Here is a 26,145-nt window from a genome sequence, read left to right as displayed (position 1 = left end):
CCTCCGGCGGACGCCGTCAGAGGTCGTCGGGAAGGATGCGGAAGCAGGCGTACCGGCCTCCCACCGGCCGCACCGTGCGGAAGTCCCTGCGGTCCCGGGTGAGGACGGCGTCCGTGCCGTACTCGGCGGCGAGCGCCACGTTGACCGCGTCCACGAGGTCCAGGTCGAGGGACGCGTACCGGGCGCGGACGGTCAGGGCGGCGTCCAGAATTTCCGGCGTCGTCGGGGCGAGGACCAGCCGCATCTGCCGGACCCGCTCGGTGAGGGTGCGGAGGATGGCGTCGGCGGCCCCGCGCCCGGCACGGACGGTGGCGACCTGGTGCACCTCGGTCAGCGCGAGCGGACTGGCGACCAGGAAGCCGCACTGGTCCGCGGCCTTCCGAGCGGCGTGGTGGTCCGGGTCGGAGCGGTTGAACAAGGTGAGGATGCCGGAGGTGTCGGCGACGGCGATCAAGCGGCGGTACCCCTGTTCCGCCGCTCCCGGTCCTCGTGCCCCCGGGTCACCGCGGAGCGGATGTCGTCCTTCTCGACGGAGTCTCCGAGGTCGAAGGTCTCCTCGTCGGAGACGAACGGCTCGTCCCACACCCGGTGCGCGAGCGCGATGCGGTGGATGCCCTCGCGGATTATCTCCGCCTCCGACACCCCGAGTCGGGCGGCCGCCTCCTTGATGAGGTGCAGGTCGCCGTCGTCCGCGTAGACGTTCGTCCGCTTGAGTGCCATGCCGCCATGGTACAGCTCGTGTACCACGACGGCATGGCCGCTCGATGCGGACCCCGGCGGCTCAGCTCGCGTACGTCTCGAACTCCGCGATGCGCGGGGTGCCCGAGGCGTTGGTGATCTCCAGGGTGATCTTCTTCAGGGAGACCGGGGAGAAGGCGACCGTGCCCGAGCCGCTGCCGGTGGCCAGGACCGCGCCCGTGTCGTGGTTGAGCAGGCGGTAGGCGCCGATCGTGCCGGAGCCGGAGGCCAGGCGGACGTTCACCTTGGACACGGTGGTGGCGGAGCCCCACTTCACCGAGACCGAGCCGGTCGAGCCGGACGGCGACCAGTACGTGCTCGTGTTGCCGTCCACCACGTTGCCGTAGCTGGTGCCGGACGCCTTGGAGGAGCCGTCCGCGCCCGCGCCGAGGCTCAGGTTGGTGCCGGCGGGCGGGTCGGTGGGACCGGGGTCGGTCGGCTCACCCGGGTCGGTCGGGTCGGGGTTCTGGGGGGTACAGCTGCCGTCCGACACCTTCAGGCCCTTGCCCGCGCCCGCCGTCTGCGCCACCACGTTCGGAACGCAGTTCGCGCCGTCGAGGGTGAAGCCGTACGGGATGCTCACGGACGTGTTCGACGTCGGGTTCGGGCCCGCCGGGTTGTGGTCGCCGCTGCGCGAGGACCACGTGACGTTGTCGAAGACGTTGCCGCCGACCTGCCAGTAGCCGGCCTCGTCGGTGTAGAAGGTGCCGAGGACGTCCTTGGAGTCCTCGAAGTAGTTGTTGTCCACCTTGGCGCGGGCGCCGGCGCGGGAGTTGATGCCGGAGTCGTTCAGCCGCTTGTAGTGGTTGTTGTACATGTGCGCGATGCCGCCGCGCAGCAGGGGCGCGCGGGAGTCGATGTTCTCGTACAGGTTGTGATGGAAGGTCACGTACCCGTTGGAGCGGTCGCTCTCGCTGGAGCCGATGAGGCCGCCGCGCCCGGAGTTGCGCAGCACGCTGTACGACAGCGTGACGTACTGGGTGTTGTCCTTCATGTCGAACAGGCCGTCGTAGCCCTCGGACTCGCCGCCGGACGCCTCCAGCGTGACGTGGTCCACCCAGACGTTCCTGACATCGCTTTCCATGCCGATGGCGTCGCCGCCGTTCGACGTGGGCGAGCCGGACTTCTTGACGTTCCTGACCGTCACGTTCTGGATGACGATGTTGCTCGCCTCACGGATGTGGATGCCCAGCTGGTCGAAGACCGCGCCGTTGCCGACGCCGACGATGGTGACGTTGCTGATCTGCTTCAGCTCGATCTTGTCGGCGGCGGTGTTGCAGCTGGAGCCGGACACCTTGGTCGTGTTGCCGTGGTTGATGGTGCCCTCGACCTGGATGGTGATCGGGGTGGAGCTGTTGGCCCGGCCGCAGAGGGCCTGGTGGATGGCGGTGCCGGTGGTGGCGCGGACCGTCTGCCCGCCCGCCCCGCCGGTCGTCCCGCCGTTCTGGGTCGCGTAGCCGGTGACCCCTCCGGCAGCGGCGGCGGACGCGGTGGTCGTGGACAGCGCCACGCCGGTGGCGGCCGTCAGGGCCCCGGCGGCCAGTAACGCGGAGAGCCGTACGGCGACTGCTCGTCTCATGGTCGTTCCGCCTTTCGTCGTTCACTGTCATGGAAGCTGTCAGGGGCATGTCAGTGGCATCGATGAGGGTGGGCGGGGTGGGCCTGACCTCTCGATGGAGAAAGCGCTTTCCGTCTGTGTGCGCGACCGTAAGGGAGCGGCTGCGGACTGACAAGGTTCCGCGCGAGAACGGAGTGCAGTCATCCGAGTGACGTCCCGGCGGTTCGAGCGAGGTAGGACCGGATCCGACCTATATGGCTTCTAAACGTGTCTCTCGTCGCGCCGGACGTGTACGGCACCCAGCGCACGAGATCACCGAACTGACTGACGAAGGCGGAGACCATGACCGTGAACCAGCTGACCACCGACGAGTCCGCCGAGACCCCCGTCGTCACGGGCGAGCGCGCCGACCTGCTGGAGACGCTCGCCAAGCACCGGGAATTCCTGCGGTTCACCACGCGTGGCCTCACCGACGAGCAGGCGGGCCTGCGGACGACGAAGAGCGAGCTGTGCCTGGGCGGCCTGATCAAGCACGTCACCGCGGTCGAGCGGAGCTGGGTGGACTTCATCCTCGAGGGTCCGTCCGCGATGCCGGACTTCACGGCGATGACGGAGGAGGACTTCGCGCGCTGGGCCGAAGGCTTCCGGATGCTGCCCGGTGAGACGCTCGCCGGCGTCCTGGACGCGTACGCGGAGGAGGCCCGCCGCACGGAAAAGGTCGTCGCGGGCCTGCCCGACCTGAACGCCTCGCGGCCGCTGCCGAAGGCGCCCTGGTTCCAAGCCGAGACGGAATGGAGCGCGCGTCGGGTGCTGCTGCACATCCTCGCGGAGACGTCCCAGCACGCGGGCCACGCGGACATCATCCGCGAGTCGCTGGACGGGGCGAAGACGATGGGATGACGGACGGGGGCCCGGTGTCTCGGGTGAGGGGGGTGCCCCCTCACCCCACCGTGCGGAGAGCCCGGCCCCGAGCGGGCAAGGGGCATCCGGCGAACAGGCGCTCAGGACCGTCGGACACGTCGGGCGGCCGGGCGCTCCGGGGCCGCCGACGGGCGCCCGGAGTGCCACCGTCCGCCTACCGGGCGTCGCCCGCCCGCCGACCGCCGAGAACCCGGCTGGGCCCGGGCCACCCGGCCCGGCAGGGCACCGGCCACCCGGCAGGACGCCGTCCGCCCGACGGAACCGGCCGGGCGGGCGGGGACGGCGAACGGGGCCGGCGGTCGTCGACCGCCGGCCCCGTGGCGTCCGTCCGGAGGAGGGTGCAGGCCTCAGCCCGCGCTCACAGCACCGGCAGCAGGTTCTTCAGCTCGAACGCCGTGACCTCCGAGCGGTACGCCTCCCACTCCTGCTTCTTGTTGCGGAGGAAGAAGTCGAAGACGTGCTCGCCGAGCGTCTCGGCGGCCAGGTCGCTGCGTTCCATCAGGCTCAGCGCCTCGCCCAGGTTCTGCGGCAGCGGCTCGATGCCCAGGGCGCGGCGTTCCGCGTCGGAGAGGGCCCAGACGTCGTCCTCGGCGCCCGGCGGGAGCTCGTAGCCCTCCTCGATGCCCTTGAGGCCGGCCGCGAGGAGCAGGGCGTAGGCCAGGTACGGGTTGGCGCCGGCGTCGAGGGAGCGGACCTCCACGCGGGCGGAGCCGGTCTTGCCGGGCTTGTACATGGGCACGCGGACCAGGGCCGAGCGGTTGTTGTGGCCCCAGCAGATGTACGAGGGGGCCTCGCCGCCCGCGCCGGCCGTGCGCTCGGTGCCGCCCCAGATGCGCTTGTAGGAGTTGACCCACTGGTTGGTGACCGCGGAGATCTCCGCCGCGTGCCGCAGCAGGCCCGCGATGAAGGAGCGGCCCACCTTGGAGAGCTGGTACTCCGCGCCGGACTCGTAGAAGGCGTTGCGGTCGCCCTCGAAGAGGGAGAGGTGGGTGTGCATGCCCGAGCCGGGGTGCTCGGAGAACGGCTTCGGCATGAACGTCGCCTGGACGCCCTGCTCCAGCGCCACCTGCTTCATGACCAGGCGGAACGTCATGATGTTGTCCGCCGTGGACAGCGCGTCCGCGTAGCGAAGGTCGATCTCCTGCTGGCCGGGGGCGCCCTCGTGGTGGGAGAACTCGACCGAGATGCCCATCGACTCCAGCATGGTGATCGCCTGGCGGCGGAAGTCCATGCCGACGTTCTGCGGGGTGTGGTCGAAGTAGCCGGAGTTGTCCGCCGGGGTGGGGCGGCTGCCGTCGACCGGCTTGTTCTTCAGCAGGAAGAACTCGATCTCCGGGTGGGTGTAGAAGGTGAAGCCCAGGTCGGAGGTGCGGGCGAGGGCGCGCTTGAGGACGTAGCGCGGGTCCGCGAAGGACGGGGAGCCGTCCGGCATGAGGATGTCGCAGAACATCCGGGCCGTGCCGGGCGCCTCGGCGCGCCAGGGCAGGATCTGGAACGTCGACGGGTCCGGCTTGGCGATCATGTCGGACTCGTGCACGCGGGCGAAGCCCTCGATGGCGGAGCCGTCGAAGCCGATGCCCTCGTCGAAGGCCTGCTCGAGCTCGGCCGGGGCGACGGCCACGGACTTGAGGAAGCCCAGGACGTCGGTGAACCACAGGCGTACGAACCGGATGTCGCGCTCCTCCAACGTCCGGAGCACGAACTCCTGCTGCTTGTCCATCTTCCGCTTCCCCATTCCTGCCGGTCAGGCCGCCCGTTCCTCCCGGCCCCCGGGAGACGGTCCGGCACTCGTGCATCCCACCACACCAGCGTTTCATACGCGTTGCCGGGCCCGGTCGGGCGTCCGGCCGCGGCTTGAACCGCCGGGGTCGTCGGAGGCACGGCTCCTCCGCTCATCTTGCCCGGTCACGGTGGTCGCCACGACAGCGGGCGGAACGCGGGAACACGGAAGCACCCCCCGCTCAAATTGGAGTTCTGGATGCAAGTTTTAATGAGGGTACAGGCATCCGAGCCACGAGGAGTCCCGATGCTGTCCGAGCAGTCCGCCGTCACCGTCCGCGCCACCCTTCCCGCCGTGGGCGCCGCCCTCGGCGAGATCACCGAGCGCTTCTACGCCGGGATGTTCGCCGCCCGCCCCGAGCTGCTGCGCGACCTGTTCAACCGGGGCAACCAGGCCGCCGGCACCCAGCGCCAGGCGCTCGCGGGCTCCGTCGCGGCGTTCGCCACCCACCTGCTGGACCACCCCGACGAGCGGCCCGACGCGATGCTGTCGCGCATCGCCCACAAGCACGCCTCCCTGGGCGTGACCCCCGACCAGTACGCGATCGTCCACGAGCACCTGTTCGCCGCCATCGCCGAGGTGCTGGGCGACGCGGTCACGCCCGAGGTCGCCGCCGCCTGGGACGAGGTCTACTGGCTGATGGCGAACGCCCTGATCGCCGTCGAGAAGCGGCTGTACGAGGAGCGCGGCGGGGCGGCCTGGCGGCCCTGGGAGGTCGTCGAGCGGGTCACCGAGACCGCCGACGTGGTGACCTTCCGGGTGCGCCCGGCCGACGGCGGCCCGGTGCGCGGCTTCCTCCCGGGCCAGTACGTCTCCGTGCGGGTCCCGCTCGCGGACGGCGCCCGCCAGATACGGCAGTACAGCCTCTCCGGCGCGCCCGGCGACGGCCTGCGGCAGTTCAGCGTCAGGCGGGTTCACGACGGCCAGGCGCCCGACGGCGAGGTGTCCGGCCACCTCCACGCGCGCGTCCGCGTCGGCGACGTCCTGGAGCTGTCCGAGGCGTACGGCGACCTGGTGCTCGACGCGGGCGACGACACCCCGCTGGTGCTGGCCTCCGCCGGGATCGGCGTGACCCCGATGGTCGCGATGCTCGGACACCTCGCCGACTCGGGGCACCGCGCGCCGGTCACCGTCGTGCACGGTGACCGCTCCCCCGCCGACCACGCCCTACGCGCGGACCACGAGGCCTACGCGGCGAAGCTGCCGGACGCGACCGTGCGGTTCTGGTACGAGCGGGATGCCCCGGCGGGCGTCGGCACCGGGTACGTGGACCTCGCGGACGTGCCGGTCGCGCCCGGCACACGCGCGTACCTGTGCGGTCCGCTGCCGTTCATGCGGACGGTCCGCGAGCAGCTGATCGCGAAGGGTGTGGCCCCGGCGGACGTGCACTACGAGGTGTTCGGGCCGGACCTGTGGCTCGCCAAGTAGGGCTCCGCGTCAGCGGACGCGCGGGACGCCCAGCAGCAGGGGGCCCGTCGGGTCCGCGGTGAGGTCCGCGACCGTCAGCGGGTCCAGCGAGGCGTAGAACGCCTCCTGGGCCCGCCGCAGCGCGCCGCGCAGCCGGCAGTCGGAGCGCAGGGGGCAGGGTGCCGTGCCGACGGCGCCGTCGCAGTCGACGACGTCCCCCTCGCCCTCGAGGGCGCGGACCAGGCCGCCCACGGAGGCGTCGCGGCCCTTCTCGGTGAGGGACAGGCCGCCGCCCCGGCCCCGCCGGGCGGTGAGCAGCCCCATGTGCCGCAGCTCGGCGACGACCTTCGCGGCGTGGGTGTACGGCACGTCCATGGCCGCCGCGACGTCCCGGGTCGTCGGGTTGGTGTCGCCGGCCACGGCGAGGCGCATGAGGACCCGCAGGGCGAGGTCGGTGGAGCGCAGCAGCCGCATACCGGCAGCGTAGGTAATCGGAATCCTGGCTCAAAATTTTCGGCCGGACCTTCACCGGATCCGCCGGAGCGTGTCCGGGTCGTCGCCGCCCCCTACGACTCGCACCGCTCCCCCATTACGATCAGCTGACCCGATCACCCCTCCGGCCCCACCTCCTCCGACCCGAAGGACACCTCCATGGGCTCCGCCAAGAAGAGCAGCGCGGCACGCACGGCACGGATAGAGGAGATGCGGCGCGCCGAGCAGGCCCGCGAGCGCCGCAACCGGATCCTCGTCGTCGCCGCCTCCGTCGTGGTGGTCGCGGGCCTGGTCGCCGGCGGGGTGGTGCTGGTCCGGGCGCAGTCGGACGACGGCGGCAACAGCAGCGCGGCGGACGACGCGAAGACCGCGGGCACGTTCGTCACGGACGCGGACGGCGTGCGGGCCTGGAAGGGCGAACTGGGCCGCGAGCACGTCACCAAGTCCGTCGACTACCCGGTGACGCCTCCCGTGGGCGGCGACCACAACCCCGTGTGGATGAACTGCGACGGGGACGTCTACGAAGACGAGATCAACACGACCAACGCGGTCCACTCGCTGGAGCACGGCGCGGTGTGGGTGACGTACAACGGCGACGCCCCGAAGGCCGACGTGGAGGCGCTGGCGGCGAAGGTGAAGAAGACGCCGTACACGCTGATGAGCCCGGTCGACGGGCAGAAGGACCCGCTCGTGCTGACCGCGTGGGGGCACCAGCGCACGGTGAAGGGGGCCACCGACCCGGCCGTGGACGCGTTCCTGGGGAAGTTCGTGCAGGGGCAGCAGACGCCCGAGCCGGGTGCGGCCTGCACGGGCGGGCTGTCGAAGTGAGGCGGCCCGCCCTGATCGCCGGGGCGCTGGCGGCGGTGCTCGTCGTCGGCGCGGCGGCCGGGTGGGCGGTCGCCTCGGCGGCCGGCGAGGAGGAGCGCGCCCTGCCCGTCCCGGCGGCGGACTCCGCGGACGCCGGGTTCGCGCGGGACATGGCGGTCCACCACCAGCAGGCCGTGGAGATGTCGTACGTCGTGCGCGACCGCACCGACGACGAGGAGGTGCGGCGGCTCGCCTACGACATCGCCCAGACGCAGGCCAACCAGCGGGGGATGCTGCTGGGCTGGCTCGACCTGTGGGAGCTGCCGAAGGTGTCCGCCGACCCGCCCATGACCTGGATGGGGATGGGCGACGCGGCGGCCGGCGAGGACGGCGCTCTGATGCCGGGCATGGCGACGGACGCGGAGATGGAGCGGCTCGGCCGGCTGAACGGCAGGCAGGCCGAGGTCTTCTACCTCCGGCTGATGACGAAGCATCACCGGGGCGGTGTGCACATGGCGGAGGGCTGTGTGCGCGCCTGCGAGGTGGACACCGGCAAGCGGCTCGCGAACGGGATGGTCGAGGGGCAGGAGTCGGAGATCCGGCTCATGGCGGGCATGCTGAAGGCGCGGGGAGCCGCCGCGCGGCCGTGACGGCCGGGGGCCGGCCCCCGGCCGCCCCGGGATCCGCAGTCCCGCCGCCCCACATCGCGTCGCTCTGACGATTACACTGGCCGCGTGCCTCAACTACGACTCGCCCTGAATCAGATCGACTCGACCGTCGGCGATCTCGCCGGCAACGCGGAAACGATTGTCCGCCGGACCAGGGAGTCCGCCGGGCAGGGGGCGCATCTCGTGGCGTTCCCGGAGATGGCGCTGACGGGGTATCCCGTCGAGGACCTCGCCCTGCGGTCGTCCTTCGTGGAGGCCTCCCGGGCGTCCCTGCGCGCCCTCGCCGCGCGCCTCGCCGACGAGGGCCTCGGCGACGTGCCGGTGGTCGTCGGCTACCTGGACCGCAGCGCCGCCGCCCAGCCGAAGTACGGCCAGCCCGCGGGCGCCCCGCGCAACGCGGCGGCCGTGCTGCACCGGGGCGAGGTGGCGCTGAGCTTCGCCAAGCACCACCTGCCGAACTACGGCGTCTTCGACGAGTTCCGCTACTTCGTGCCCGGCGACACCCTGCCGGTGGTGCGGGTGCACGGCGTGGACGTCGCCCTGGCCATCTGCGAGGACCTGTGGCAGGACGGTGGCCGGGTGCCGGCGGCGCGTTCGGCGCGGGCCGGGCTGCTGCTGTCGGTGAACGCCTCGCCGTACGAGCGGGACAAGGACGACACGCGTCTCGAGCTGGTGCGCAAGCGGGCGCAGGAGGCCGGCTGCACCACCGCGTACCTCGCCATGATGGGCGGGCAGGACGACCTGGTCTTCGACGGCGACTCGATCGTCGTCGGCGCGGACGGCGAGGTCGTCGCGCGCGCCCCGCAGTTCTCGGAGACGTGCCTGCTGGTCGACCTGGACCTGCCGGCCGCGGCGTCCGACGCGCCGGAGGGCGTGGTGGACGACGGGCTGCGCATCGAGCGGGTCGTGCTGTCCGAGGACCCGGTCCCCGCCTACGAGCCGGAGCACACCGGCGGCTACGCGGAGCGCCTCGACGACGACGCGGAGGTGTACTCCGCGCTGGTCGTGGGCCTGCGGGCGTACGTGCGGAAGAACGGGTTCCGTTCGGTGCTGATCGGGCTGTCCGGCGGCATCGACTCGGCGCTGGTCGCGGCGATCGCCTGCGACGCGGTCGGCCCGGAGAACGTGTACGGCATCTCCATGCCGTCGAAGTACTCCTCCGACCACTCGCGCAGCGACGCGGCGGAACTCGCGCGGCGCACCGGGCTGAACTACCGCACCGTCGCGATCGAGCCGATGTTCGACGCGTACATGGGGTCGCTGGAGCTGACCGGCCTGGCGGAGGAGAACCTCCAGTCGCGGCTGCGCGGCACGATGCTGATGGCCATCTCCAACCAGGAGGGCCACATCGTCCTGGCCCCGGGCAACAAGTCCGAGCTGGCGGTGGGCTACTCGACGCTGTACGGCGACTCGGTCGGCGCGTACGGGCCCATCAAGGACGTGTACAAGACGCTGGTGTTCCGGCTGGCCCGGTGGCGCAACCGCGCGGCCGAGGAGCGGGGCGAGACGCCTCCGATCCCGGAGAACTCGATCTCCAAGCCGCCGAGCGCGGAGCTGCGTCCGGGCCAGGTGGACACGGACTCACTGCCGGACTATCCGGTGCTGGACGCGATCCTGGCGCTGTACGTGGACCAGGACAAGGGCGCGGACGACATCGTCGAGGCGGGCTACGACCGCGAGCTGGTCGAGAAGACGCTGCGGATGGTCGACCGCGCCGAGTACAAGCGGCGCCAGTACCCGCCGGGCACCAAGATCTCCCCGAAGGGCTTCGGCAAGGACCGCCGGCTGCCCATCACCAACGGCTGGCGCGAGGGTCTGCCGCCCGAGGTGTGACGTCCGGTACGACGACGACGGCGGGCGGGGTGCGGTGTTCCGCGCCCCGCCCGCCGTCGTGCGTCCGGGCCCGCCCGCGGGGTCACTCCGCGGTGTCGGCGACCTTCAGCCGTGCCGCTATCGGCAGGTGGTCGCTCGCCGTCGGCGGGAGCGTCCAGGAGCTCTCCGGCTCGGCGCCCCTGACCAGGATCTGGTCGATCCGCGCCATCGGGAACGACGCCGGCCAGCTGAAGCCGAAGCCGCTGCCGACCGCGCCCTGCGTGGAGCGCATCTGGGAGGTGACCGCCTTCAGGGAGCGGTCGTTCATCGTGCCGTTGAGGTCGCCGAGCAGCACCACGTTGTCCAGCGGCTCGCCCGCGATGGCCTCGCCCAGCGCGTCGGCGCTCTTGTCCCGCTGACGGGCCGTGAACCCGGCCTCCAGCTTCACCCGCACCGACGGCAGGTGCGCGACGTACACCGCGACCCGCCCGGCCGGCGCGTCCACCGTGGCGCGCATCGCCCGCTGCCAGCCCAGCCGGATGTCCACCGACCTCACGTCGCTCAGCGGGTACTTGGACCACAGCCCGACCGTGCCGACCACCGCGTGGTGGTCGTACGTCTCGGACAGCGCCGCACGGTAGGCGGGCACCTCGGAGGCCTTCAGCTCCTCCAGCGCCAGCACGTCCGCGCCCGCCGCGGCCACCTCACGCGCGGTGCCGGACGGGTCGGGGTTCTCGGCGTTGACGTTGTGCGTGGCCACCGTCAGGTCGCCGCCGGAGGCGTTCTTGTCGCTGAGCAGACCGCCGAACAGGTTGAGCCACACGACCACCGGCAGGACCGTCGCGATCAGCGCCGTCGCCGAGCGGCGGACGAGCGCCAGGACGAGCAGCACCGGCACGAACACGCCCAGCCACGGCAGGAACGTCTCCAGCAGGCTGCCGAGGTTGCCGACGGCGTTCGGGACGTGCGCGTGGGCCAGCATGAGCAGCGCCAGCAGGAGCGCGCAGACGGCCACCACCCAGCCCCGGCGCCAGATGCCGCGGTCCCCGCGCAGGGCGCCCAGACGGTGGAGCAGGCGCCGCAACCGCGAGGCCGGGGTCCGGGGGCCCTGGCGCCCGTCGTCCGTCTCCGTCATGTACGCCTGCTGCGCCATACCGTTGCCTCACAACCTGCCGTGCACACCGTCGCCCCCGTCGTCCGTAAGACACTAGGGGATGTCCGGTTCCTTTCCCGCCGCCGCCCGGGCGGCCGTACGGGAGCGAGGACGTCCGGGGCCGCGCGGCCAGTTCCTGACGCGCGTGACCGGGGTGGCGTCTGTGACGAAACCGGCACATCCCGGCCCGTCATGACGGGCGCAGCCCCTGGAGCAGGGTGTCGACGACGCGCTCGGCGAGGTCGGCCGGGAGCTCCGCGTCGGGCCGCAGCACGGTGCGCACCAGGACGGGGCCGACCACCATGTCGTTGAGGAGTTCCAGGTCGACGTCGGCGCGCAGTTCGCCGTTGTCGCGTCCCCGGCGCAGCACGTCCAGGCCGACCCGGCGGCGCGGCTGGATGACGGTGTCGTGGTAGGCGGCCCACAGGCCGGGGCTGGACTTCATCTGGGCGCGGACGTTGTGCAGGATCGCGGAGGTGCGGCCGGCCAGGCCGCGCAGCCGCAGCGACTCCAGCAGGACCACCAGGTCGTCGCGCATGGAGGTGCCGGGCAGCTCCGGGTCGGGGGGTTCGGCGGCGCGCATGACGTCGACGAAGAGCTGCTCCTTGCCGGTCCAGCGCCGGTAGATGGCGGCCTTGCCGACGCCCGCGGTGCGGGCGATGCGCTCGATGGAGAGTTCCGCGAGCGGCACGCCGTCCTCCAGGAGCTTCATCACCCCCTCGACGATGGCGCGTTCGACCGCCTCGCTGCGGGGGCGGCCCCGTGCGGGGCCGCCCCGTCGGGGGCCGGTGCCGGCCAGGCTCACGTCGTCGGTCCTTTCGGTGGGCGGGGACGACGATTCTCCCCGGTGGGCGCGGGGGCGCCGCCCGGGTTCAGCCGTCGGCGGACTCCGCTGCGGACACCAGCTTCTCCTCCGTCTCCGCGTCGCCGGGGCCCGGCGTGCGCCCGGGCAGGAACACGGCGACGACGACCGCGCCCAGCACGGCCACCCCGGCGCCCCACAGCGCCGTGACGTGCATGGCGTGCAGGAAGGCGTCGTCGGCCGCGGCGGCCAGGGCGTCGGCGCGGGGGCCGAGCCGCTCGGCGACGGCCAGGGTGGCCTCGATGGACTCGCCGGCCGCGTGCCGGGCGCCGGGCGGCAGCACGCCCAGCTCGTCGCGGACCGAGCCGCGGTAGGCGGTGGACAGCACCGAGCCGAGGACGGCGATGCCGAGGGCGCCGCCGACCTGCCGGAAGGTGTTGCTGAGCGCGGACGCGGAGCCGGCCTTCTCGCGCGGCAGGGCCTGCATGATGACGACGCTGACCGGGGTCATCACGTGCGCCATGCCGGCGCCCATCAGGAAGAAGATCACTTCGAGGATCCAGATGGGGGTGTCCGAGTCCAGCGCGGCGAACGCGGCCAGCATCCCGGCGAGGAGCAGCAGCCCCGCCGTGGTGGTGGCCTTGTTGCCGAAGCGGTCCACGAGCAGCCGGGCACGGGGGGCGAACACCATCTGCGCGGCGGCCAGCGGGATCATCAGCAGGCCGGTCTCCAGCGGTGAGTAGCCGCGCACGCTCTGGACGTAGAAGACCGCGAAGAAGGTCACGCCCATCAGGGCGAAGAAGACCAGGGCGATGGCGACGATCGCCGCGGAGAACACCTTGTTGCGGAAGTGGGCCATGTCGATGGACGGGTGGTCGCTGCGCTTCTCGACGATCACGAAGGCGGCGAGGACGGCGAGTCCGCCGCCGATGGCGCCCAGCACCACGGGGTCGCCGAAGTCGGCGAGCTGGCCGCCCTTGATGATGCCGTAGACCAGCAGGACCAGGCCCGTCACGGACAGCACCACGCCCAGCGGGTCGATCCGGCCCGGGGCGGGGTCGCGCGAGTCCGGCACCAGCCACAGCATCAGGCCGACGGCGAGGACCACGATGGGCACGTTGACCAGGAAGACCGAGCCCCACCAGAAGTGCTCCAGCAGCAGTCCTCCGGTGATCGGGCCGATGGCGATGGCGAGGCCCACGCCGCCCGCCCAGATGCCGATGGCCTTGGGCTGCTCGTCCCGCTCGAAGACGTTCATCAGCACCGCCAGGGTGGCCGGCATGACGAACGCGGCGCCCAGACCCATCACCGCGCGGAACCCGATCAGCTCGGCCGGGGTGCCGGAGAACGCGGCGAGTGCCGACCCGATGCCGAACACCACCAGCCCGCCGACCAGCACCTTCTTGCGGCCCAGCCGGTCGCCGAGCAGCCCGGCGCTGAACAGCAGGCCCGCGAAGACGAGGGTGTAGGAGTTGATCGCCCACTCCAGCTCGCTCTGCGTGGCGCCGAGACCGGTGGGGGCGGGCGTCGAGATCGTCTTGATGGCGACGTTCAGGATCGAGTTGTCCAGGACGACGATCAGCAGGCTCAGCATCAGCACGCCGAGGATCGCCCAGCGGCGGCGGTGGACGGCCTCCGGGACCCGGCGGCCGGGGGCGGCGGGAGAAGTCATACGGACCACCCTAGGGACTTCCGATACGGAACCGTCTCGTATCGGAAGGGCTTTGCCGAACCCATGCCCCGACATTGCACCGCGTTGCGCCGTCCGGAGCAGCGCGGCACGGCGGGGCGGAGGTCACAGGGGGTCCTCTGGCCCTCGTCCGGCGGAGGTGCCACCATGGACGTGGTCCGGGGACGCCGTCAGGGCGCCTCGAGATGACGTGTTGGGAGACGGATCCATGACGCAGCTTTCGGCTGCCCAGACCGGGACGCCCGGTTCCTCCTCCGGCGGCAAGACGCTGTACGGGGGCAAGGGCACGCGCCGCATCACTGTCCGGGACATCGCCCTCGCCAAGGAACGCGGCGAGAAGTGGCCCATGCTCACCGCGTACGACGCGATGACCGCGTCGGTGTTCGACGAGGCCGGCATCCCGGTGATGCTGGTCGGCGACTCCGCGGGCAACTGCCACCTCGGGTACGACACCACCGTGCCCGTCACCCTCGACGAGATGACCATGCTGGCCGCCTCCGTCGTCCGGGGCACCTCGCGCGCCCTGATCGTCGGCGACCTGCCGTTCGGCTCCTACCAGGAGGGCCCGGTGCAGGCGCTGCGCTCGGCGACCCGGCTGGTGAAGGAGGCCGGGGTCGGCGCCGTGAAGCTGGAGGGCGGGGAGCGCTCGCACCGGCAGATCGAGCTGCTGGTGGAGTCCGGCATCCCCGTGATGGCCCACATCGGGCTGACACCGCAGTCGGTGAACGCCATGGGCTACCGGGTGCAGGGCCGTGGCGAGGAGGCCGCCCAGCAGCTGCTGCGGGACGCGAAGGCCGTGCAGGACGCGGGCGCGTTCGCGGTCGTGCTGGAGCTGGTGCCCGCCGAGCTGGCCGCCGAGGTCACCCGGACGCTGCACATCCCGACGGTCGGGATCGGCGCGGGACCCGAGACGGACGCCCAGGTGCTGGTGTGGACCGACATGCTCGGTCTGACCGGCGGCCGGGTGCCGAAGTTCGTCAAGCAGTACGCGAACCTGCGGGAGGTGATGACCGGGGCGGCGAAGGCGTACGCCGAGGACGTCGTCGCCGGGTCCTTCCCGCAGGAGGAGCACTCCGTGCACTGACCCGCGCCCGGGTGGGGTGAGCCACCGCGTCCGCCCCTGTGAGCCACTGTGGCACCACCCACGACGGCCCGCCGATCTTCCCCCGTCGGCGGGCCGTCGCCTTGCCCGGACACCCCGCCGACACCCCGCCGACAGGCGTCCGCACACGTGTCGGCGGGGTGTCGGCGGTCTGTCGGGGCTTTGTCGGCGGCCGCTGGGACCGTCGGGGACATGACGCGATACGACGAACGAACGGGGGGCGCGGGAAGCGCCGTGACCGTCCGGGGGCTGGTCAAGCACTACGGGGAGACCAAGGCTCTCGACGGGGTCGATCTGGACGTGGCCGAGGGGACCGTCATGGGGGTGCTCGGGCCGAACGGGGCCGGCAAGACCACGCTGGTGCGCATCCTGTCCACGCTGCTCGCCCCGACCGCCGGGCACGCCACCGTCGCCGGGTACGACGTGGTCCGCCAGCCGCGGCAGCTGCGCCGGGTGATCGGGCTGACCGGGCAGTACGCCTCCGTGGACGAGAAGCTCTCCGGCTGGGAGAACCTGTACCTGATCGGGCGGCTGCTGGACCTGCCGCGCAAGGAGGCGCGGCGCCGCGCCGACGAGCTGCTGGAGCGGTTCTCGCTCACCGAGGCCGCCCGGCGCCCGGCGGGCACCTACTCCGGCGGCATGCGCCGCCGGCTCGACCTGGCCGCCTCGATGATCGGCCGCCCGGCCGTCCTGTACCTGGACGAGCCGACCACGGGCCTGGACCCGCGCACCCGCAACGAGGTGTGGGACGAGGTGAAGCGGCTGGTCGGCGACGGGGTGACGGTGCTGCTGACCACCCAGTACATGGAGGAGGCCGAGCAGCTCGCCTCCGAGCTGACCGTGGTGGACCGCGGCAAGGTCATCGCGAGCGGCGGCATCGAGGAGCTGAAGGCGAGGGTCGGCGGCCGTACGCTGCGGATCCGTCCGGCCGACCCGCTCCAGCTGCGCCCGCTCGCCGCCGCCCTCGACGGGCTCGGGATCACCGGGCTGGCCGGCACCGCCGTGGACGCCGAGCGGGGCGCGGTGCTGGTCCCCGTGCTGAGCGACGAGCAGCTGACCGCCGTGGTCGGCGCGGTCACCGCGCGCGGCATCACGCTGAACTCCGTCACCACCGAACTGCCCAGCCTGGACGAGGTGTTCCTGTCGCTCACCGGCCACCGCGCCGGCGCCCCGCAGGACTCCCTGCCCGCCGACACGCCCGAGGAGGTCGTCGCCGTATGAGCGCCGCCACCGCTGCTCCCGCCGCCGGCGTCCGCCCGGACGCGCGGATCTCACCGCGGGCCCATCTGCGCCACACCGGCGCGCTGGTCCGCCGCAACCTGCTGTGGATCCGGCAGGACCCGGAGTCGATGTTCGACGCCGTGCTCTTCCCGGTCGTCTTCACCCTGCTGTTCGTGTACGTCTTCGGCGGCTCGATCGGGCAGTCGCTGGGCGGCGGGCAGGAGGCGTACGTCCAGTACATCGTGCCCGGCCTGATGGCCATGATGGGCATGAACATGTCCCAGGGGGTGGGCACCGGGTTCAACCAGGACTTCAACACCGGGGTCATGGACCGCTTCCGGTCGCTGCCCATCGGGCGCGGCTCGGTGCTGTTCGCGAAGATCTCCGTCGAGCTGGTACGGATGCTGATCGCCACCACGATCCTGCTGGTCGTCGGGGTGCTGGTCGGGTTCGACATCACCAACTGGCCGGGGCTGTTCGCCGCCGTGGGCCTGTCCACGGTGTTCGGCTCGGCGCTGATGTGGGTCTTCCTCACCCTGGGTGTGGTGATGAAGAACGCCCAGTCGGTGCAGGCCATGGGCTTCCTGGTGCTGATGCCGCTGCAGTTCGGCTCGTCGATCTTCGCGCCGCCGCAGTCGATGCCGGGCTGGCTGCGGAACTTCACCGAGTACAACCCGCTGTCCGCGCTGGCCGACTCCGCCCGCGGGCTGATGGTCGGCGGGCCGGTCGCCCACGACCTGTGGATGGTGCTCGCCTGGTCCGTCGGGATCACGGCGGTGATGGCGCCGGTCGCCATCCACAAGTTCCGTACGAAGACCTGATCACTCCGGGTCGAGCAGGGCGGCGGCCTCCTCCGGGGAGAGGCCGCCGCCCTCGGCGTACGCGGCCTCGAAGGCGGTCTCGTCCAGCGCCTGGCGGATCCGGTCCTCGGCGCGGACGCGGGACGTGCGCTCCACGAGCGTCGCGTGGTGGCCCTCGGGCAGCCAGGAGTCGGCGGCGCCCAGGCAGCGGGCCGCGTCCCGGGCGCGCCGTCCGCCGTCCAGCCCGGCGAGGGCCTCGGCGGCCAGGACGACGTACGAGGCGCGCAGGTGCGGGGCCATGGCGACGACCAGCGAGTCGTTCGCCTGCCGCATCGCCTCCCGGACGATGTCGAGCGCCCGCTCGTCGTGGCCCTCGGCCACCTCGATCCAGGCTTCGGCGCCGAGGATGAACGCGTCGAAGACGACGTAGTGGGCGAGGCGGAACTCTTCGCGCAGCGCCCGTACGTGCTCACGGGCCTCCGCCGTGCGTCCGCTCACGCACAGCCAGCCGATGAGGAAAAGACGGGCGGCGGGCAGCGCCTCGACGTGCCGGCCGCGGGTGCTGTCGATGACCTCGCGCAGCAGCCGCTCCCCCTCCTCGGTGTCGCCCGCCTCGATCAGCGCGTCGCCGAGCCGGGCCGTGAGGACGGCCGTGTGGGAGCGGGCTCCGAGGCGTTCGGCGTGCTCGATGGCCGCCTTGTAGTCGGCGGCGGCCTCCCGGTAGGCGCCCGCGCGTTCCCAAGCCTCGCCGCGCGCGGAGAGCGCCTCGGCGATGCCCCAGGTGTCGCCGAGCCGCCGGTGGATCTCCAGCGCCTCGTCGGCGTCGCGGCGGGCGTCGCCGGCCCAGTCGCTCCGGTTGGCCTGGAAGTTGGCGCGCAGCTGGAGGTTGCAGGCCAGCTCCCACTCGAAGCCGGGGTTCTCCCGGCAGGTGCGGATCGCCTCGTCCACCACCTCGCGCAGCCGGTCCATGTCGCCGGTGAGCATCACGGCGAACATCCACAGCAGGCCCGGCGGGCGGCAGACCTGCGGCAGCCCCGGCTCGTACGTCGCGGAGATCAGCCGCAGCCGGTGCTGGGACTGCGGGGTCTGCCAGTCGTCCAGCTCGGTGTCCATCTGGGCGAGGTGGGCGAGGTGCGCCCCGCGGCGGGCCTCGGCGAGGACCTCGCCCGTCATGGGGGGCGGCTGGTCGATGGGGCTCTGCCACAGCGGTGCGGCCGGCCGCACCGGCTCGGTGAACGGGTCGGGGGCGAGCGCCATGACCTCCCTGCACCAGTTGCGGGCCTCGATGCGCAGGTCGCGCATCTGCCAGTACCAGACCAGGGACAGGACGACGCAGAGCGCCTCCTGCTCGTCGCGCAGGGCGACGGCGTGCCGCAGCGCGGCGCGCACGTTCTCGTACTCGCGCTCCAGCCGGGCGATGGCCTCCACCTGGCGGGGGCCGCGCAGCAACGGCTCGGTGGTGCGGGCGACTTCGCGGTAGTACGTCAGATGGGCGCGTTCGGCGTCCTCGCGTGAGCCGGTCTCGTCGAGGCGTTCGCCCGCGTACTCGGCGACGGTCTCCAGCAGCCGGTAGCGCATGCCGTCGTCGCCCGACGGGGCCGCCACGACCAGCGACTTGTCGACGAGGGAGCCCAGCGCGTCCAGGGCGGCGGGGCCGCACACGGCCTCGGCGGCGGTGAGGTCGCAGCCGCCCGCGAAGACGGACAGGCGGCACAGCACGTCGCGTTCGCCGGCGTCGAGCAGCTCCCAGGACCAGTCGACGACGGCCCGCAGGGTCTGCTGGCGGGGCAGGGCGGTGCGGCTGCCGGAGGTGAGGAGGCGGAAACGGTCGTCGAGCCGGTCGGCGACCTGGCGCGGGGTGAGCATCCGCAGCCGGGCGGCGGCGAGTTCGATGGCGAGGGGCAGACCGTCGAGGCGGCGGCAGATCTCGGCGCACGCCTCCGGGTCGTCGTCGGGGCGGAAGCCCGGGCGGGCGGCGGCCCCCCGCTCGGCGAGCAGGCGCAGCGCGACCGGTTCGGGCAGCGGCTCCACGGGGCGCAGCGACTCGCCGCGCACACCGAGGGGTTCGCGGCTGGTGGCGAGGACGGTGAGGCCGGGGCAGCGTTCGAGGAGGGTCTCCACCAGGCGCGCGGCGGCCTCGACGACGTGCTCGCAGTTGTCGAGGATCAGCAGCATGCGGCGCGGCCCGCAGTGCTCGGCGAGCCGGTCCACCACGGGGGCGCTGTGCCGGTCGGTGACGGCCCGCATGCCCTCCGCGCCGGCGCCGTACAGCACGGTCTGGCGGGCGCCGACGGCGGTGAGGACCGCCTCCGGCACCGCGTCGGGGGCGTCCACGGGCGCGAGTTCGGCGAGCCACACGCCGTCGGGGTGGGCGGCCCGTACGGTCTCGGCGGCCTCCTGCGACAGACGTGTCTTGCCCGCCCCGCCCGGGCCGAGGAGCGTCACCAGGCGGGCGGCCGACAGGTCGGCGCGGATCGCCTCGATGTCCGCCTCGCGGCCGACGAACGAGGTCAGCCGGGCGCGCAGGTTGCCGGGCGTGCGGCCGGCCGGGCGCGCGGGCGGTTCGGGCGGTTCGGGGCTGAGCAACTCGGCGTGCAGGGCGCGCAGTTCCGCGCCGGGGTCGGAGCCGAGGCGGTCGGCGAGCAGCCGGCGCACCTCTTCGTAGGCGGCGAGCGCCTCGGCGGTGCGGCCGGTGTCGCGCAGGGCGCGCAGCCGCAGCGCCTGGAGCGGCTCGTCCAGCGGGTGGCTGTCGCACAGGGCGGTCAGCTCGGGCAGGGACCGCTCGGCCTCGCCGAGGGCCAGGGCGGCGGTGTGGCGGGCGCGCAGCACGTCCAGGTGGCGGGTCTCCACGCGGGCGGCCTCCGCGGTGCGGTCGGGCAGGCCGGGCAGTGCGGCGCCGCCGCGCCACAGGGCGAGGGCGTCGTCGAGCACGGTGGCCGCCTTGGCGGGGTCGCCGTCGGCCAGGGCGCGCAGGCCCTCGCCGGCCAGCCGCTCGAAGCGGTGCAGGTCGACGTCGTCGGGCGCGGCGGTGAGGCGGTAGCCGCCGTCGGCGGAGGCGACCGCGTCGGCGCCCAGCGCGCGGCGCAGCCGGCCCACCAGCGCCTGCACCGCGCCGGTGGCGTCGGCGGGCGGGTCGCCGTCCCAGACCTCCTCGACCAGCAGGCCGACCGGCACCGTGCGGCCGGCCCGCAGGGCGAGCACGGTCAGCAGGGCGCGCAGCCGTGCGCCGCCCACGGGGACGACGGTGCCGTCGGGGCGGACTGCCTGGGTGGTGCCGAGGATGCGGTAGCGCACGGGGTCCATTCTCTCCGGTGCCGGACCGCGGGACGCGCGGCCGGGGTCAGGGCCACCTCACCTTGCACGGAACCCGGCGGCCGCGCGAAGCGTTTTCCGGGCGTGGCGGGTCCCGGGTACGGTCGGGCAGGCCCGCGCGCCCTTCTCTCCGCAAGGAGTCCCATGACCACCGCCGCCACCCGTCCCGGCGACCGACGGGTCAGTCCCGTCTTCCTGGGCATCCTGGCCGTCTCGGCGGTCACCGGCTGGGCCACCTGGACGGGGTTCGCGGCCGTGCCGGGGCTCGCGGTGTTCCTCTTCGTGACGTCCGCGTGGATCGTCTCCCTGTGCCTGCACGAGTACGCGCACGCGCGCACCGCCCTGCACGGCGGGGACATCTCGGTCGGCGCGAAGGGCTATCTCACGCTGAACCCGATGAAGTACACGCACGCGCTGCTGAGCATCGTGCTGCCCGTGCTGTTCGTGATCATGGGCGGGATCGGTCTGCCGGGCGGAGCGGTCTTCATCGAGCGCGGCCGGATCCGTGGGCGGTGGCGGCACAGCCTGATCTCGGCGGCGGGGCCGCTGACGAACGTGCTGTTCGCGGTGGTGTGCACGGCGCCGTTCTGGCTCGGCGCGCTGGACGGCGTGCCGCCCGCCTTCCGGTTCGCGCTGGCGTTCCTCGCGCTGCTGCAGGTCACGGCGGCGATCCTGAACTTCCTGCCGGTGCCGGGGCTGGACGGCTACGGCGTGATCGAGCCGTGGCTCTCCCACGGGGTCCGCCGCCAGGTCGAACCGTTCGCGCCGTTCGGGCTGCTGTTCGTGTTCGCGCTGCTGTGGGTGCCGTCCGTGAACGGCGTCTTCTTCGACCTGGTCGACGATTTGCTGGGCTTCCTGTGCATCGAGGAGATCGACACGTACTGCGGCTTCGACCTGTTCCGCTTCTGGCGGGGCGCGGACGAGTTCTGCGGAGTCTGAGGGCGCGGCACCCCTGAATCGACCTGTGGGGCGACACCCGGCCGCCGCTGCGGACAGTCGCGCCGGGCGCAGCCTCACCACCCCCGCGGCCGCCGCGGTCAGTCGCGCCGGACGCGGCCCCACCCCACCCCGCGCCGCCCCCGCTGCGGGCAGTCGTGCCGCATGGGCGGCACGGGTGGGCGCAGCGGCACCCACCACCGGGGGCAAGGTGACCGACGGGTGCGTGAGTGCAGGATCCGGTGCTTCGAAAGGCGCCCGAGTTCAGCTCCCCGCGGTGGGCACGCTCAGGCCGCTGACAGGCCGAGGCCGCTGCGCCCACCCGTGCCGCCCCAGCGGCACGAATGCCCGCAGCTTGGCGGGCCGCCGGCCGCAGCGTACCGAGGGGTCGCCCCCTGCCGAGTCAGTTCGTGGCCGGGGAGTCGGGGCGGGAGGTGCGGGACCGGCGGATGTAGTACCAGGTCATGTTCGACGACAGGCCCGCCAGGAGGATCCAGACGACGCCGATCAGCACGCTGCCCTCCACGAAGGAGACGACGGCCGCGGCGACGGCGAGGAGGCACACGACGAGGGCGTAGACGGCGAGGCGGGGCATAACGGGGGGCTCCTGTCGGGGGACACTGCTTCCGCTCCAGTGTCCCCCATCGCCTCATACGTCCGTGACGCGGAGCCCCGCGTGCGCCTTGTAGCGGCGGTTGACCGAGATCAGGTTGGCGACCAGCGACTCCACCTGGTGGGCGTTGCGCAGCCGCCCGGCGAAGATGCCCCGCATACCGGGGATGCGCCCGGCCAGCGCCTGGACGATCTCCACGTCGGCGCGGCCCTCGCCGAGCACCATCACGTCGGTGTCGATCTCCTCGATCTCCGGGTCCTGGAGCAGCACCGCCGACAGGTGGTGGAACGCGGCGGTGACCCGGGAGTCCGGCAGCAGCGCGGCGGCCTGCTGGGCGGCGCTGCCCTCCTCCGGCTTCAGCGCGTACGCGCCCTGCTTGTCGAAGCCGAGCGGGTTGACGCAGTCCACGACGAGCTTGCCGGCCAGCTCCTCGCGGAGGGACTCGAGGGTCTTGCCGTGACCGTCCCACGGCACGGCGACGATCACGACGTCGCTGCGCCGCGCGGTCTCGGCGTTGTCGGCGCCCTCGATGCCGTGCCCGAGCTCCTCGGCCGCGGCCTGAGCCCGCTCGGCCGCGCGGGAGCCGATGATCACCTTCTGGCCGGCCTTGGCGAGCCGGTAGGCGAGGCCCTTGCCCTGCGGTCCGGTGCCGCCGAGCACGCCGACGACCAGGCCGGAGACGTCGGGCAGGTCCCAGGGGTCCTTGGCGGGGGCCTTCTTCGGGGGCTGCTGTGCGCTGTCGGTATCGGTAGAGGTCATGGCCCGACTCTACGGCGGAGGCCGCCACCGCACCGGCCGGGCCCGAGGCCCGTCACGCGGCGCCCGCGGATGTCGGGCCGGTGTCCCCGGGTCGGGCGAACCCTGCCCGAACACGGGGACGCGGGCGTGCCGTTAGGGGCAGGATGCGGCGGCATGGATGCCGTACGGGTCGCGCTGCTGAGGGAAGTGCTCGCGGGGACGGAGTGGCTGGGGGCGACCCGGCACTTCGCCGGGACGCTGCGCGGGTCGGTGGTGTCGCACGGCGGCGGGCTGCTGCTGGTGGGCACGCCGGAGTACGAGCCGTGGCACCTGGCGGCGCACCTGGTGGACGAGGCGGCCTGGTCGGGCACCCCGGAGCTGGCCCCGACGCTGGTGCGGCACGACGCGCGTCCCACGGACCCGGCGCACCTGGCGGTGGGCCTCGGCCGGCTGGAGGCGGCGCGGCGGGGCGAGACGCTGCTGGTGGTGGCGCCCGGCGAGCCGCCCGCGGCGCTGCTGGAGCGCGTGTCGGACGCCCGCCGCGCAGGGGCGACGCTGTTGTCGCTGGGTCCGGAGGCGGGCGAGCTGCCGGCGCTGGCGCACGAGGTGCTGCCCGTGCCGGACGGCTCCGAGCTGGACCTGGACACCGTGCAGCACCTGGTGAGCGCGGCGGCCGGGGAGAACGTGCTGCCCGCCCGCCGGGGCCGCCGTCGTCTCCGGGACCGGCTGTCCCGGCTGGCCGACCTGCTCACCGCCCCGCCGCCGACCCGCTGGTGACGCGGCGCCTCAGTCCGCGTCGCGGCCCTTGGACCCGTCGTGCCACGCGGGGTCGTTCTCCCACTGAAGGTTGCGCTCGCGGGCGGTCTCCATCGCGTGCTCCGCCTCGGCGCGGCTCGCGTACGGGCCGAAGCGGTCCTTGGCGGGGCACTCGGGCCCTTCCTCCACCTTCTTGTGCTCCAGGCAGTAGTACCACTCGCCGGGTTTGCCGGCCGTGCGCTTCTTGAACAGGGGCATGTCGGCTCCTCTCGCCACGGAAGATGGTCCCCCGTCGCCGCTGAATTAGACTCGCGGCATGTCTGGCCAGTCACTCCTCGTACCGGGGAAGCTCTCCCCCACCCGCTCCGTGCCCGGGAACATCCGCCGTCCCGAGTACGTCGGCAAGCCCGCGCCGACCCCGTACACCGGGCCGGAGGTGCAGACGCCCGAGACGATCGAGGCGATGCGGCTCGCGGGCCGGATCGCGGCCCGCGCGATGGAGGAGGCCGCGAAGCTCATCGCGCCGGGCGTGACGACGGACGAGCTGGACAAGGTGGCGCACGCGTACATGTGCGACCACGGCGCCTACCCGTCGACGCTCGGCTACCGCGGCTTCCCCAAGTCGCTGTGCACCAGCGTCAACGAGGTCATCTGCCACGGCATCCCGGACTCGACGGTGCTGCGCGACGGCGACATCGTCAACCTGGACGTGACCGCGTACATCGGCGGGGTGCACGGCGACAACAACGCCACGTACCTGGTCGGCGACGTGGACGAGGAGAGCCGCCTGCTGGTGGAGCGCACCCGCGAGGCGCTGAACCGTGCGATCAAGGCGGTGAGGCCGGGCCGCCAGATCAACATCATCGGCCGGGTGATCGAGTCGTACGCGAAGCGGTTCGGCTACGGGGTGGTGCGTGACTTCACCGGTCACGGCATCAACTCGTCGTTCCACTCGGGCCTGATCGTCCCGCACTACGACAGCCCGCACGCGACGACGGTCATGCAGCCGGGGATGACCTTCACCATCGAGCCGATGCTGACGCTCGGCACCCACGAGTACGACATGTGGGACGACGGCTGGACGGTCGTGACGAAGGACCGCAAGCGCACGGCGCAGTTCGAGCACACGCTGGTGGTCACGGACACCGGGGCGGACATCCTGACCCTGCCGTGACGTCCGGCGCGGCCGCGCCACACCTTCGAGGGCCCGCCTCCTCCGGGAGCGCGGGCCCTTCTCGTGCCTCACGCCGTTTGCCCGGCGCACGGGCGGGGGAAGTTCCCGACAACCTGTCGGCAAGATGTTGACTTAGGTAAGCCTAACCATAGAAGATCGGCACATGGACTCCTTCTCGACCCTGATCCGTACCGCCTCCCACGAGCAGCACGTGGAGGCGGAGACCTCGACCTTCATGACCGACCTGCTGGGCGGACGGCTGGGCGTGGACGCCTACGCGCGCTACACCGAGCAGCTGTGGTTCGTGTACGAGGCACTGGAGTCCGGCGCGCCGAACCTGGCGTCGGACCGGGTGGCGGGCCCGTTCATTCGCCCGGAGCTGTTCCGGCTCGCCGCCCTGGAGCGGGATCTGGAGCACCTGCGCGGCCCGGAGTGGCGCTCGACCCTGACCGCCCTGCCCGCGACGCGGGTCTACGCGGACCGGGTGGCGACCGTGGCCCGGGAGTGGCCGGCGGGGTACGTCGCGCACCACTACACCCGTTACCTGGGCGACCTCTCGGGCGGTCAGATCATCCGCGACAAGGCGGAGCGGACCTGGGGCTTCGCGAAGAAGGGCGACGGAGTCCGCTTCTACGTCTTCGAGGGGATCTCCAACCCGGCCGCGTTCAAACGGGAGTACCGCGCGCTGCTGGACGGGGTGGCGGTGGACGACCTGGAGAAGCAGCGCGTCGTGGCCGAGTGCAAGCGGGCGTTCTCGCTGAACTCGGACGTGTTCCGCGCACTGGGCGAGGAGTTCCCGCTGTCGGCGTGAGCCGGCCTTCCGCACACGCACGGGCGGCACCTCGACGGCGCCGCCCGTGCGCCGTGCCGGTCAGCGTTCCAGGTGGACCCGGCCGCCGACCTCCGTCCAGCCCTCCGGCTGCGGCGCCGTGAGAATCTGGGAGCCGGTGCCCTGGGTGATGTTCAGGGCGCGCCCCAGCCGGTCGGTGAGCAGCAGCGCCGCGGCGCCCGTCGCCTCGTCCTCGTCGATGCCGTCGTCCCGGCCGGGAAAGGCGCGGGCGCGGATCCGCCCGGCCGGCTCGTCCAGCCAGGCCCAGGCGTAGATCCACTCACCCTTCGGGGGCACGGGCAGCTCGTCCACCTCGGCGGCGGTGGCGTACTGCCGCAGGGTGCGCGGCGGCACCCACTCCGCGCGCGCCTCGATCCAGCAGAACTCCCCGTCCTGCCGGGCGCCCACGACCCCGGCGGGCGTGACGAGTTCGGGCACGTCGAGCAGCCAGGCGGTGCCGACACAGGGGTGGCCCGCGAAGGGCAGGCGGGTGGTGGGGGTGTAGATGTCGATCACCCCGCGCTCGGGGTCGTCGACGAACACGGTCTCGCTGAAGCCGAGTTTGGCGGCGAACTCCTGGCGCTCGTCCGGTCCGGGCAGCACCGAGCCGTCCCGGACGACGCCCAGTTCGTTGCCGTATCCGCCGCGTGGGCCGCAGAAGACACGCAGCACGTCGTAAGCAGTCACGGGGGCATTGAAGCACCCGGGGCGGGTCCCCAGAACCGGCGGCCGTGCGTCTCGTTGCCGTAACGAACTGATCAACTTTGCTGAAGCAATACGCAAACGAATGACCGAAAAGAGTCGGGACGAAAGCGCGCGCTCACGGCAAAGCCCCC

At 72.8% G+C, this 26,145-nt stretch carries 25 protein-coding genes; 12 read left to right on the top strand and 13 right to left on the bottom strand.

Annotated elements, in window-relative coordinates:
- Positions 1–16: 16 nt before the first annotated feature.
- From ACQZOG_RS07500 to ACQZOG_RS07490, 3 genes are all read right to left on the bottom strand, one after another.
- A complete protein-coding gene (locus ACQZOG_RS07500; RefSeq protein ID WP_033272877.1) occupies positions 17–454 on the bottom strand; it encodes a type II toxin-antitoxin system VapC family toxin in 438 nt (145 codons plus the stop codon).
- Positions 451–720, bottom strand: coding sequence for a CopG family transcriptional regulator (locus ACQZOG_RS07495; RefSeq protein ID WP_033272876.1), 270 nt, complete (start codon positions 718–720; stop codon positions 451–453). The genes ACQZOG_RS07500 and ACQZOG_RS07495 overlap by 4 nt, the downstream gene beginning before the upstream one ends.
- A gap of 61 nt (positions 721–781) precedes the next feature.
- Positions 782–2,317: a pectate lyase family protein gene (locus tag ACQZOG_RS07490; protein ID WP_430741388.1), complete on the bottom strand. Its 1,536-nt coding sequence runs from the start codon at positions 2,315–2,317 to the stop codon at positions 782–784.
- 321 nt (positions 2,318–2,638) lie between these two features.
- Here ACQZOG_RS07490 and ACQZOG_RS07485 point away from each other — a divergent pair, with 321 nt between their 5' ends.
- On the top strand, positions 2,639–3,196 hold the full coding sequence (locus ACQZOG_RS07485) for a DinB family protein (RefSeq protein WP_033272874.1): 558 nt from the start codon (positions 2,639–2,641) through the stop codon (positions 3,194–3,196).
- Between the two features lie 379 nt (positions 3,197–3,575).
- On the opposite strand, the gene glnA is transcribed toward ACQZOG_RS07485, so the two are convergent.
- A complete protein-coding gene (gene glnA / locus ACQZOG_RS07480) occupies positions 3,576–4,937 on the bottom strand; it encodes a type I glutamate--ammonia ligase (protein ID WP_033273151.1) in 1,362 nt (453 codons plus the stop codon).
- A 306-nt stretch (positions 4,938–5,243) separates the two neighbouring features.
- On the opposite strand from glnA, the gene ACQZOG_RS07475 reads away from it, so the two are divergent.
- Positions 5,244–6,425: a globin domain-containing protein gene (locus ACQZOG_RS07475; RefSeq protein WP_230227696.1), complete on the top strand. Its 1,182-nt coding sequence runs from the start codon at positions 5,244–5,246 to the stop codon at positions 6,423–6,425.
- Between the two features lie 9 nt (positions 6,426–6,434).
- On the opposite strand, the gene ACQZOG_RS07470 is transcribed toward ACQZOG_RS07475, so the two are convergent.
- Positions 6,435–6,878 carry an RrF2 family transcriptional regulator gene (locus ACQZOG_RS07470; RefSeq protein WP_191880638.1) on the bottom strand — a complete coding sequence of 148 codons (444 nt, stop codon included), beginning with the start codon at positions 6,876–6,878 and terminating at the stop codon, positions 6,435–6,437.
- Positions 6,879–7,055: 177 nt separating this feature from the next.
- Here ACQZOG_RS07470 and ACQZOG_RS07465 point away from each other — a divergent pair, with 177 nt between their 5' ends.
- The 3 genes from ACQZOG_RS07465 (at position 7,056) to ACQZOG_RS07455 (ending at position 10,204) form a co-directional block, all read left to right on the top strand.
- Positions 7,056–7,724: a DUF3105 domain-containing protein gene (locus tag ACQZOG_RS07465; protein ID WP_230227698.1), complete on the top strand. Its 669-nt coding sequence runs from the start codon at positions 7,056–7,058 to the stop codon at positions 7,722–7,724.
- Positions 7,721–8,353 carry a DUF305 domain-containing protein gene (locus tag ACQZOG_RS07460; RefSeq protein ID WP_230227701.1) on the top strand — a complete coding sequence of 211 codons (633 nt, stop codon included), beginning with the start codon at positions 7,721–7,723 and terminating at the stop codon, positions 8,351–8,353. The genes ACQZOG_RS07465 and ACQZOG_RS07460 overlap by 4 nt, the downstream gene beginning before the upstream one ends.
- Positions 8,354–8,437: 84 nt before the next feature.
- On the top strand, positions 8,438–10,204 hold the full coding sequence (locus ACQZOG_RS07455; RefSeq protein ID WP_033272869.1) for an NAD+ synthase: 1,767 nt from the start codon (positions 8,438–8,440) through the stop codon (positions 10,202–10,204).
- Positions 10,205–10,286: 82 nt separating this feature from the next.
- On the opposite strand, the gene ACQZOG_RS07450 is transcribed toward ACQZOG_RS07455, so the two are convergent.
- The 3 genes from ACQZOG_RS07450 to ACQZOG_RS07440 all read right to left on the bottom strand — a co-directional run bounded on the left by ACQZOG_RS07450 (position 10,287) and on the right by ACQZOG_RS07440 (position 13,810).
- The gene (locus ACQZOG_RS07450) at positions 10,287–11,336 is read right to left on the bottom strand and encodes an endonuclease/exonuclease/phosphatase family protein (protein ID WP_033272868.1); all 1,050 of its coding nucleotides are present in this window, start codon (positions 11,334–11,336) and stop codon (positions 10,287–10,289) included.
- Positions 11,337–11,526: 190 nt separating this feature from the next.
- A complete protein-coding gene (locus ACQZOG_RS07445) occupies positions 11,527–12,141 on the bottom strand; it encodes a TetR/AcrR family transcriptional regulator (protein WP_037639190.1) in 615 nt (204 codons plus the stop codon).
- Between the two features lie 67 nt (positions 12,142–12,208).
- A complete protein-coding gene (locus ACQZOG_RS07440; RefSeq protein ID WP_033272866.1) occupies positions 12,209–13,810 on the bottom strand; it encodes an MFS transporter in 1,602 nt (533 codons plus the stop codon).
- 226 nt (positions 13,811–14,036) lie between these two features.
- On the opposite strand from ACQZOG_RS07440, the gene panB reads away from it, so the two are divergent.
- The 3 genes from panB (at position 14,037) to ACQZOG_RS07425 (ending at position 16,972) form a co-directional block, all read left to right on the top strand.
- Positions 14,037–14,912, top strand: coding sequence for a 3-methyl-2-oxobutanoate hydroxymethyltransferase (gene panB, locus ACQZOG_RS07435; protein WP_033272865.1), 876 nt, complete (start codon positions 14,037–14,039; stop codon positions 14,910–14,912).
- 210 nt (positions 14,913–15,122) lie between these two features.
- Positions 15,123–16,151 carry an ATP-binding cassette domain-containing protein gene (locus tag ACQZOG_RS07430; RefSeq protein WP_033272864.1) on the top strand — a complete coding sequence of 343 codons (1,029 nt, stop codon included), beginning with the start codon at positions 15,123–15,125 and terminating at the stop codon, positions 16,149–16,151.
- Positions 16,148–16,972, top strand: coding sequence for an ABC transporter permease (locus ACQZOG_RS07425; RefSeq protein ID WP_033272863.1), 825 nt, complete (start codon positions 16,148–16,150; stop codon positions 16,970–16,972). Before ACQZOG_RS07430 ends, ACQZOG_RS07425 begins: the two co-directional genes overlap by 4 nt.
- Here the strand turns inward: ACQZOG_RS07425 and ACQZOG_RS07420 are convergent, their stop codons facing one another.
- Positions 16,973–20,254, bottom strand: a complete 3,282-nt coding sequence (locus tag ACQZOG_RS07420) for a BTAD domain-containing putative transcriptional regulator (RefSeq protein WP_391605838.1) — start codon at positions 20,252–20,254, stop codon at positions 16,973–16,975.
- A gap of 153 nt (positions 20,255–20,407) precedes the next feature.
- Between ACQZOG_RS07420 and ACQZOG_RS07415 the strand changes: the two genes are divergently transcribed.
- Complete coding sequence (locus ACQZOG_RS07415; RefSeq protein ID WP_380825654.1) at positions 20,408–21,202, top strand: site-2 protease family protein; 795 nt, start codon at positions 20,408–20,410, stop codon at positions 21,200–21,202.
- A gap of 400 nt (positions 21,203–21,602) precedes the next feature.
- Here ACQZOG_RS07415 and ACQZOG_RS07410 read toward each other — a convergent pair whose 3' ends face one another.
- Both ACQZOG_RS07410 and npdG read right to left on the bottom strand, forming a co-directional pair.
- Positions 21,603–21,794, bottom strand: coding sequence for a hypothetical protein (locus ACQZOG_RS07410; protein ID WP_033272860.1), 192 nt, complete (start codon positions 21,792–21,794; stop codon positions 21,603–21,605).
- A 54-nt stretch (positions 21,795–21,848) separates the two neighbouring features.
- The gene (gene npdG / locus ACQZOG_RS07405; RefSeq protein WP_037639202.1) at positions 21,849–22,571 is read right to left on the bottom strand and encodes an NADPH-dependent F420 reductase; all 723 of its coding nucleotides are present in this window, start codon (positions 22,569–22,571) and stop codon (positions 21,849–21,851) included.
- A gap of 153 nt (positions 22,572–22,724) precedes the next feature.
- On the opposite strand from npdG, the gene ACQZOG_RS07400 reads away from it, so the two are divergent.
- Positions 22,725–23,327, top strand: coding sequence for a hypothetical protein (locus ACQZOG_RS07400; RefSeq protein ID WP_430741387.1), 603 nt, complete (start codon positions 22,725–22,727; stop codon positions 23,325–23,327).
- 9 nt (positions 23,328–23,336) lie between these two features.
- On the opposite strand, the gene ACQZOG_RS07395 is transcribed toward ACQZOG_RS07400, so the two are convergent.
- Positions 23,337–23,564, bottom strand: a complete 228-nt coding sequence (locus tag ACQZOG_RS07395) for a hypothetical protein (RefSeq protein ID WP_033272857.1) — start codon at positions 23,562–23,564, stop codon at positions 23,337–23,339.
- A 58-nt stretch (positions 23,565–23,622) separates the two neighbouring features.
- Between ACQZOG_RS07395 and map the strand changes: the two genes are divergently transcribed.
- Together map and ACQZOG_RS07385 are read left to right on the top strand one after the other, a co-directional pair.
- Complete coding sequence (gene map / locus ACQZOG_RS07390; RefSeq protein ID WP_033272856.1) at positions 23,623–24,480, top strand: type I methionyl aminopeptidase; 858 nt, start codon at positions 23,623–23,625, stop codon at positions 24,478–24,480.
- A 163-nt stretch (positions 24,481–24,643) separates the two neighbouring features.
- On the top strand, positions 24,644–25,291 hold the full coding sequence (locus ACQZOG_RS07385; protein ID WP_033272855.1) for a heme oxygenase (biliverdin-producing): 648 nt from the start codon (positions 24,644–24,646) through the stop codon (positions 25,289–25,291).
- 60 nt (positions 25,292–25,351) lie between these two features.
- Here ACQZOG_RS07385 and ACQZOG_RS07380 read toward each other — a convergent pair whose 3' ends face one another.
- A complete protein-coding gene (locus ACQZOG_RS07380; protein WP_191880653.1) occupies positions 25,352–25,996 on the bottom strand; it encodes a PhzF family phenazine biosynthesis protein in 645 nt (214 codons plus the stop codon).
- Between the last annotated feature and the right edge of the window lie 149 nt (positions 25,997–26,145).

Origin of the sequence: Streptomyces sp. P13-3-3 (assembly GCF_050571355.1) — a bacterium.
In the GTDB taxonomy this organism is placed as follows: Bacteria; Actinomycetota; Actinomycetes; order Streptomycetales; family Streptomycetaceae; genus Streptomyces; species Streptomyces althioticus.
This window is presented reverse-complemented; position numbering and strand designations above follow the sequence as displayed.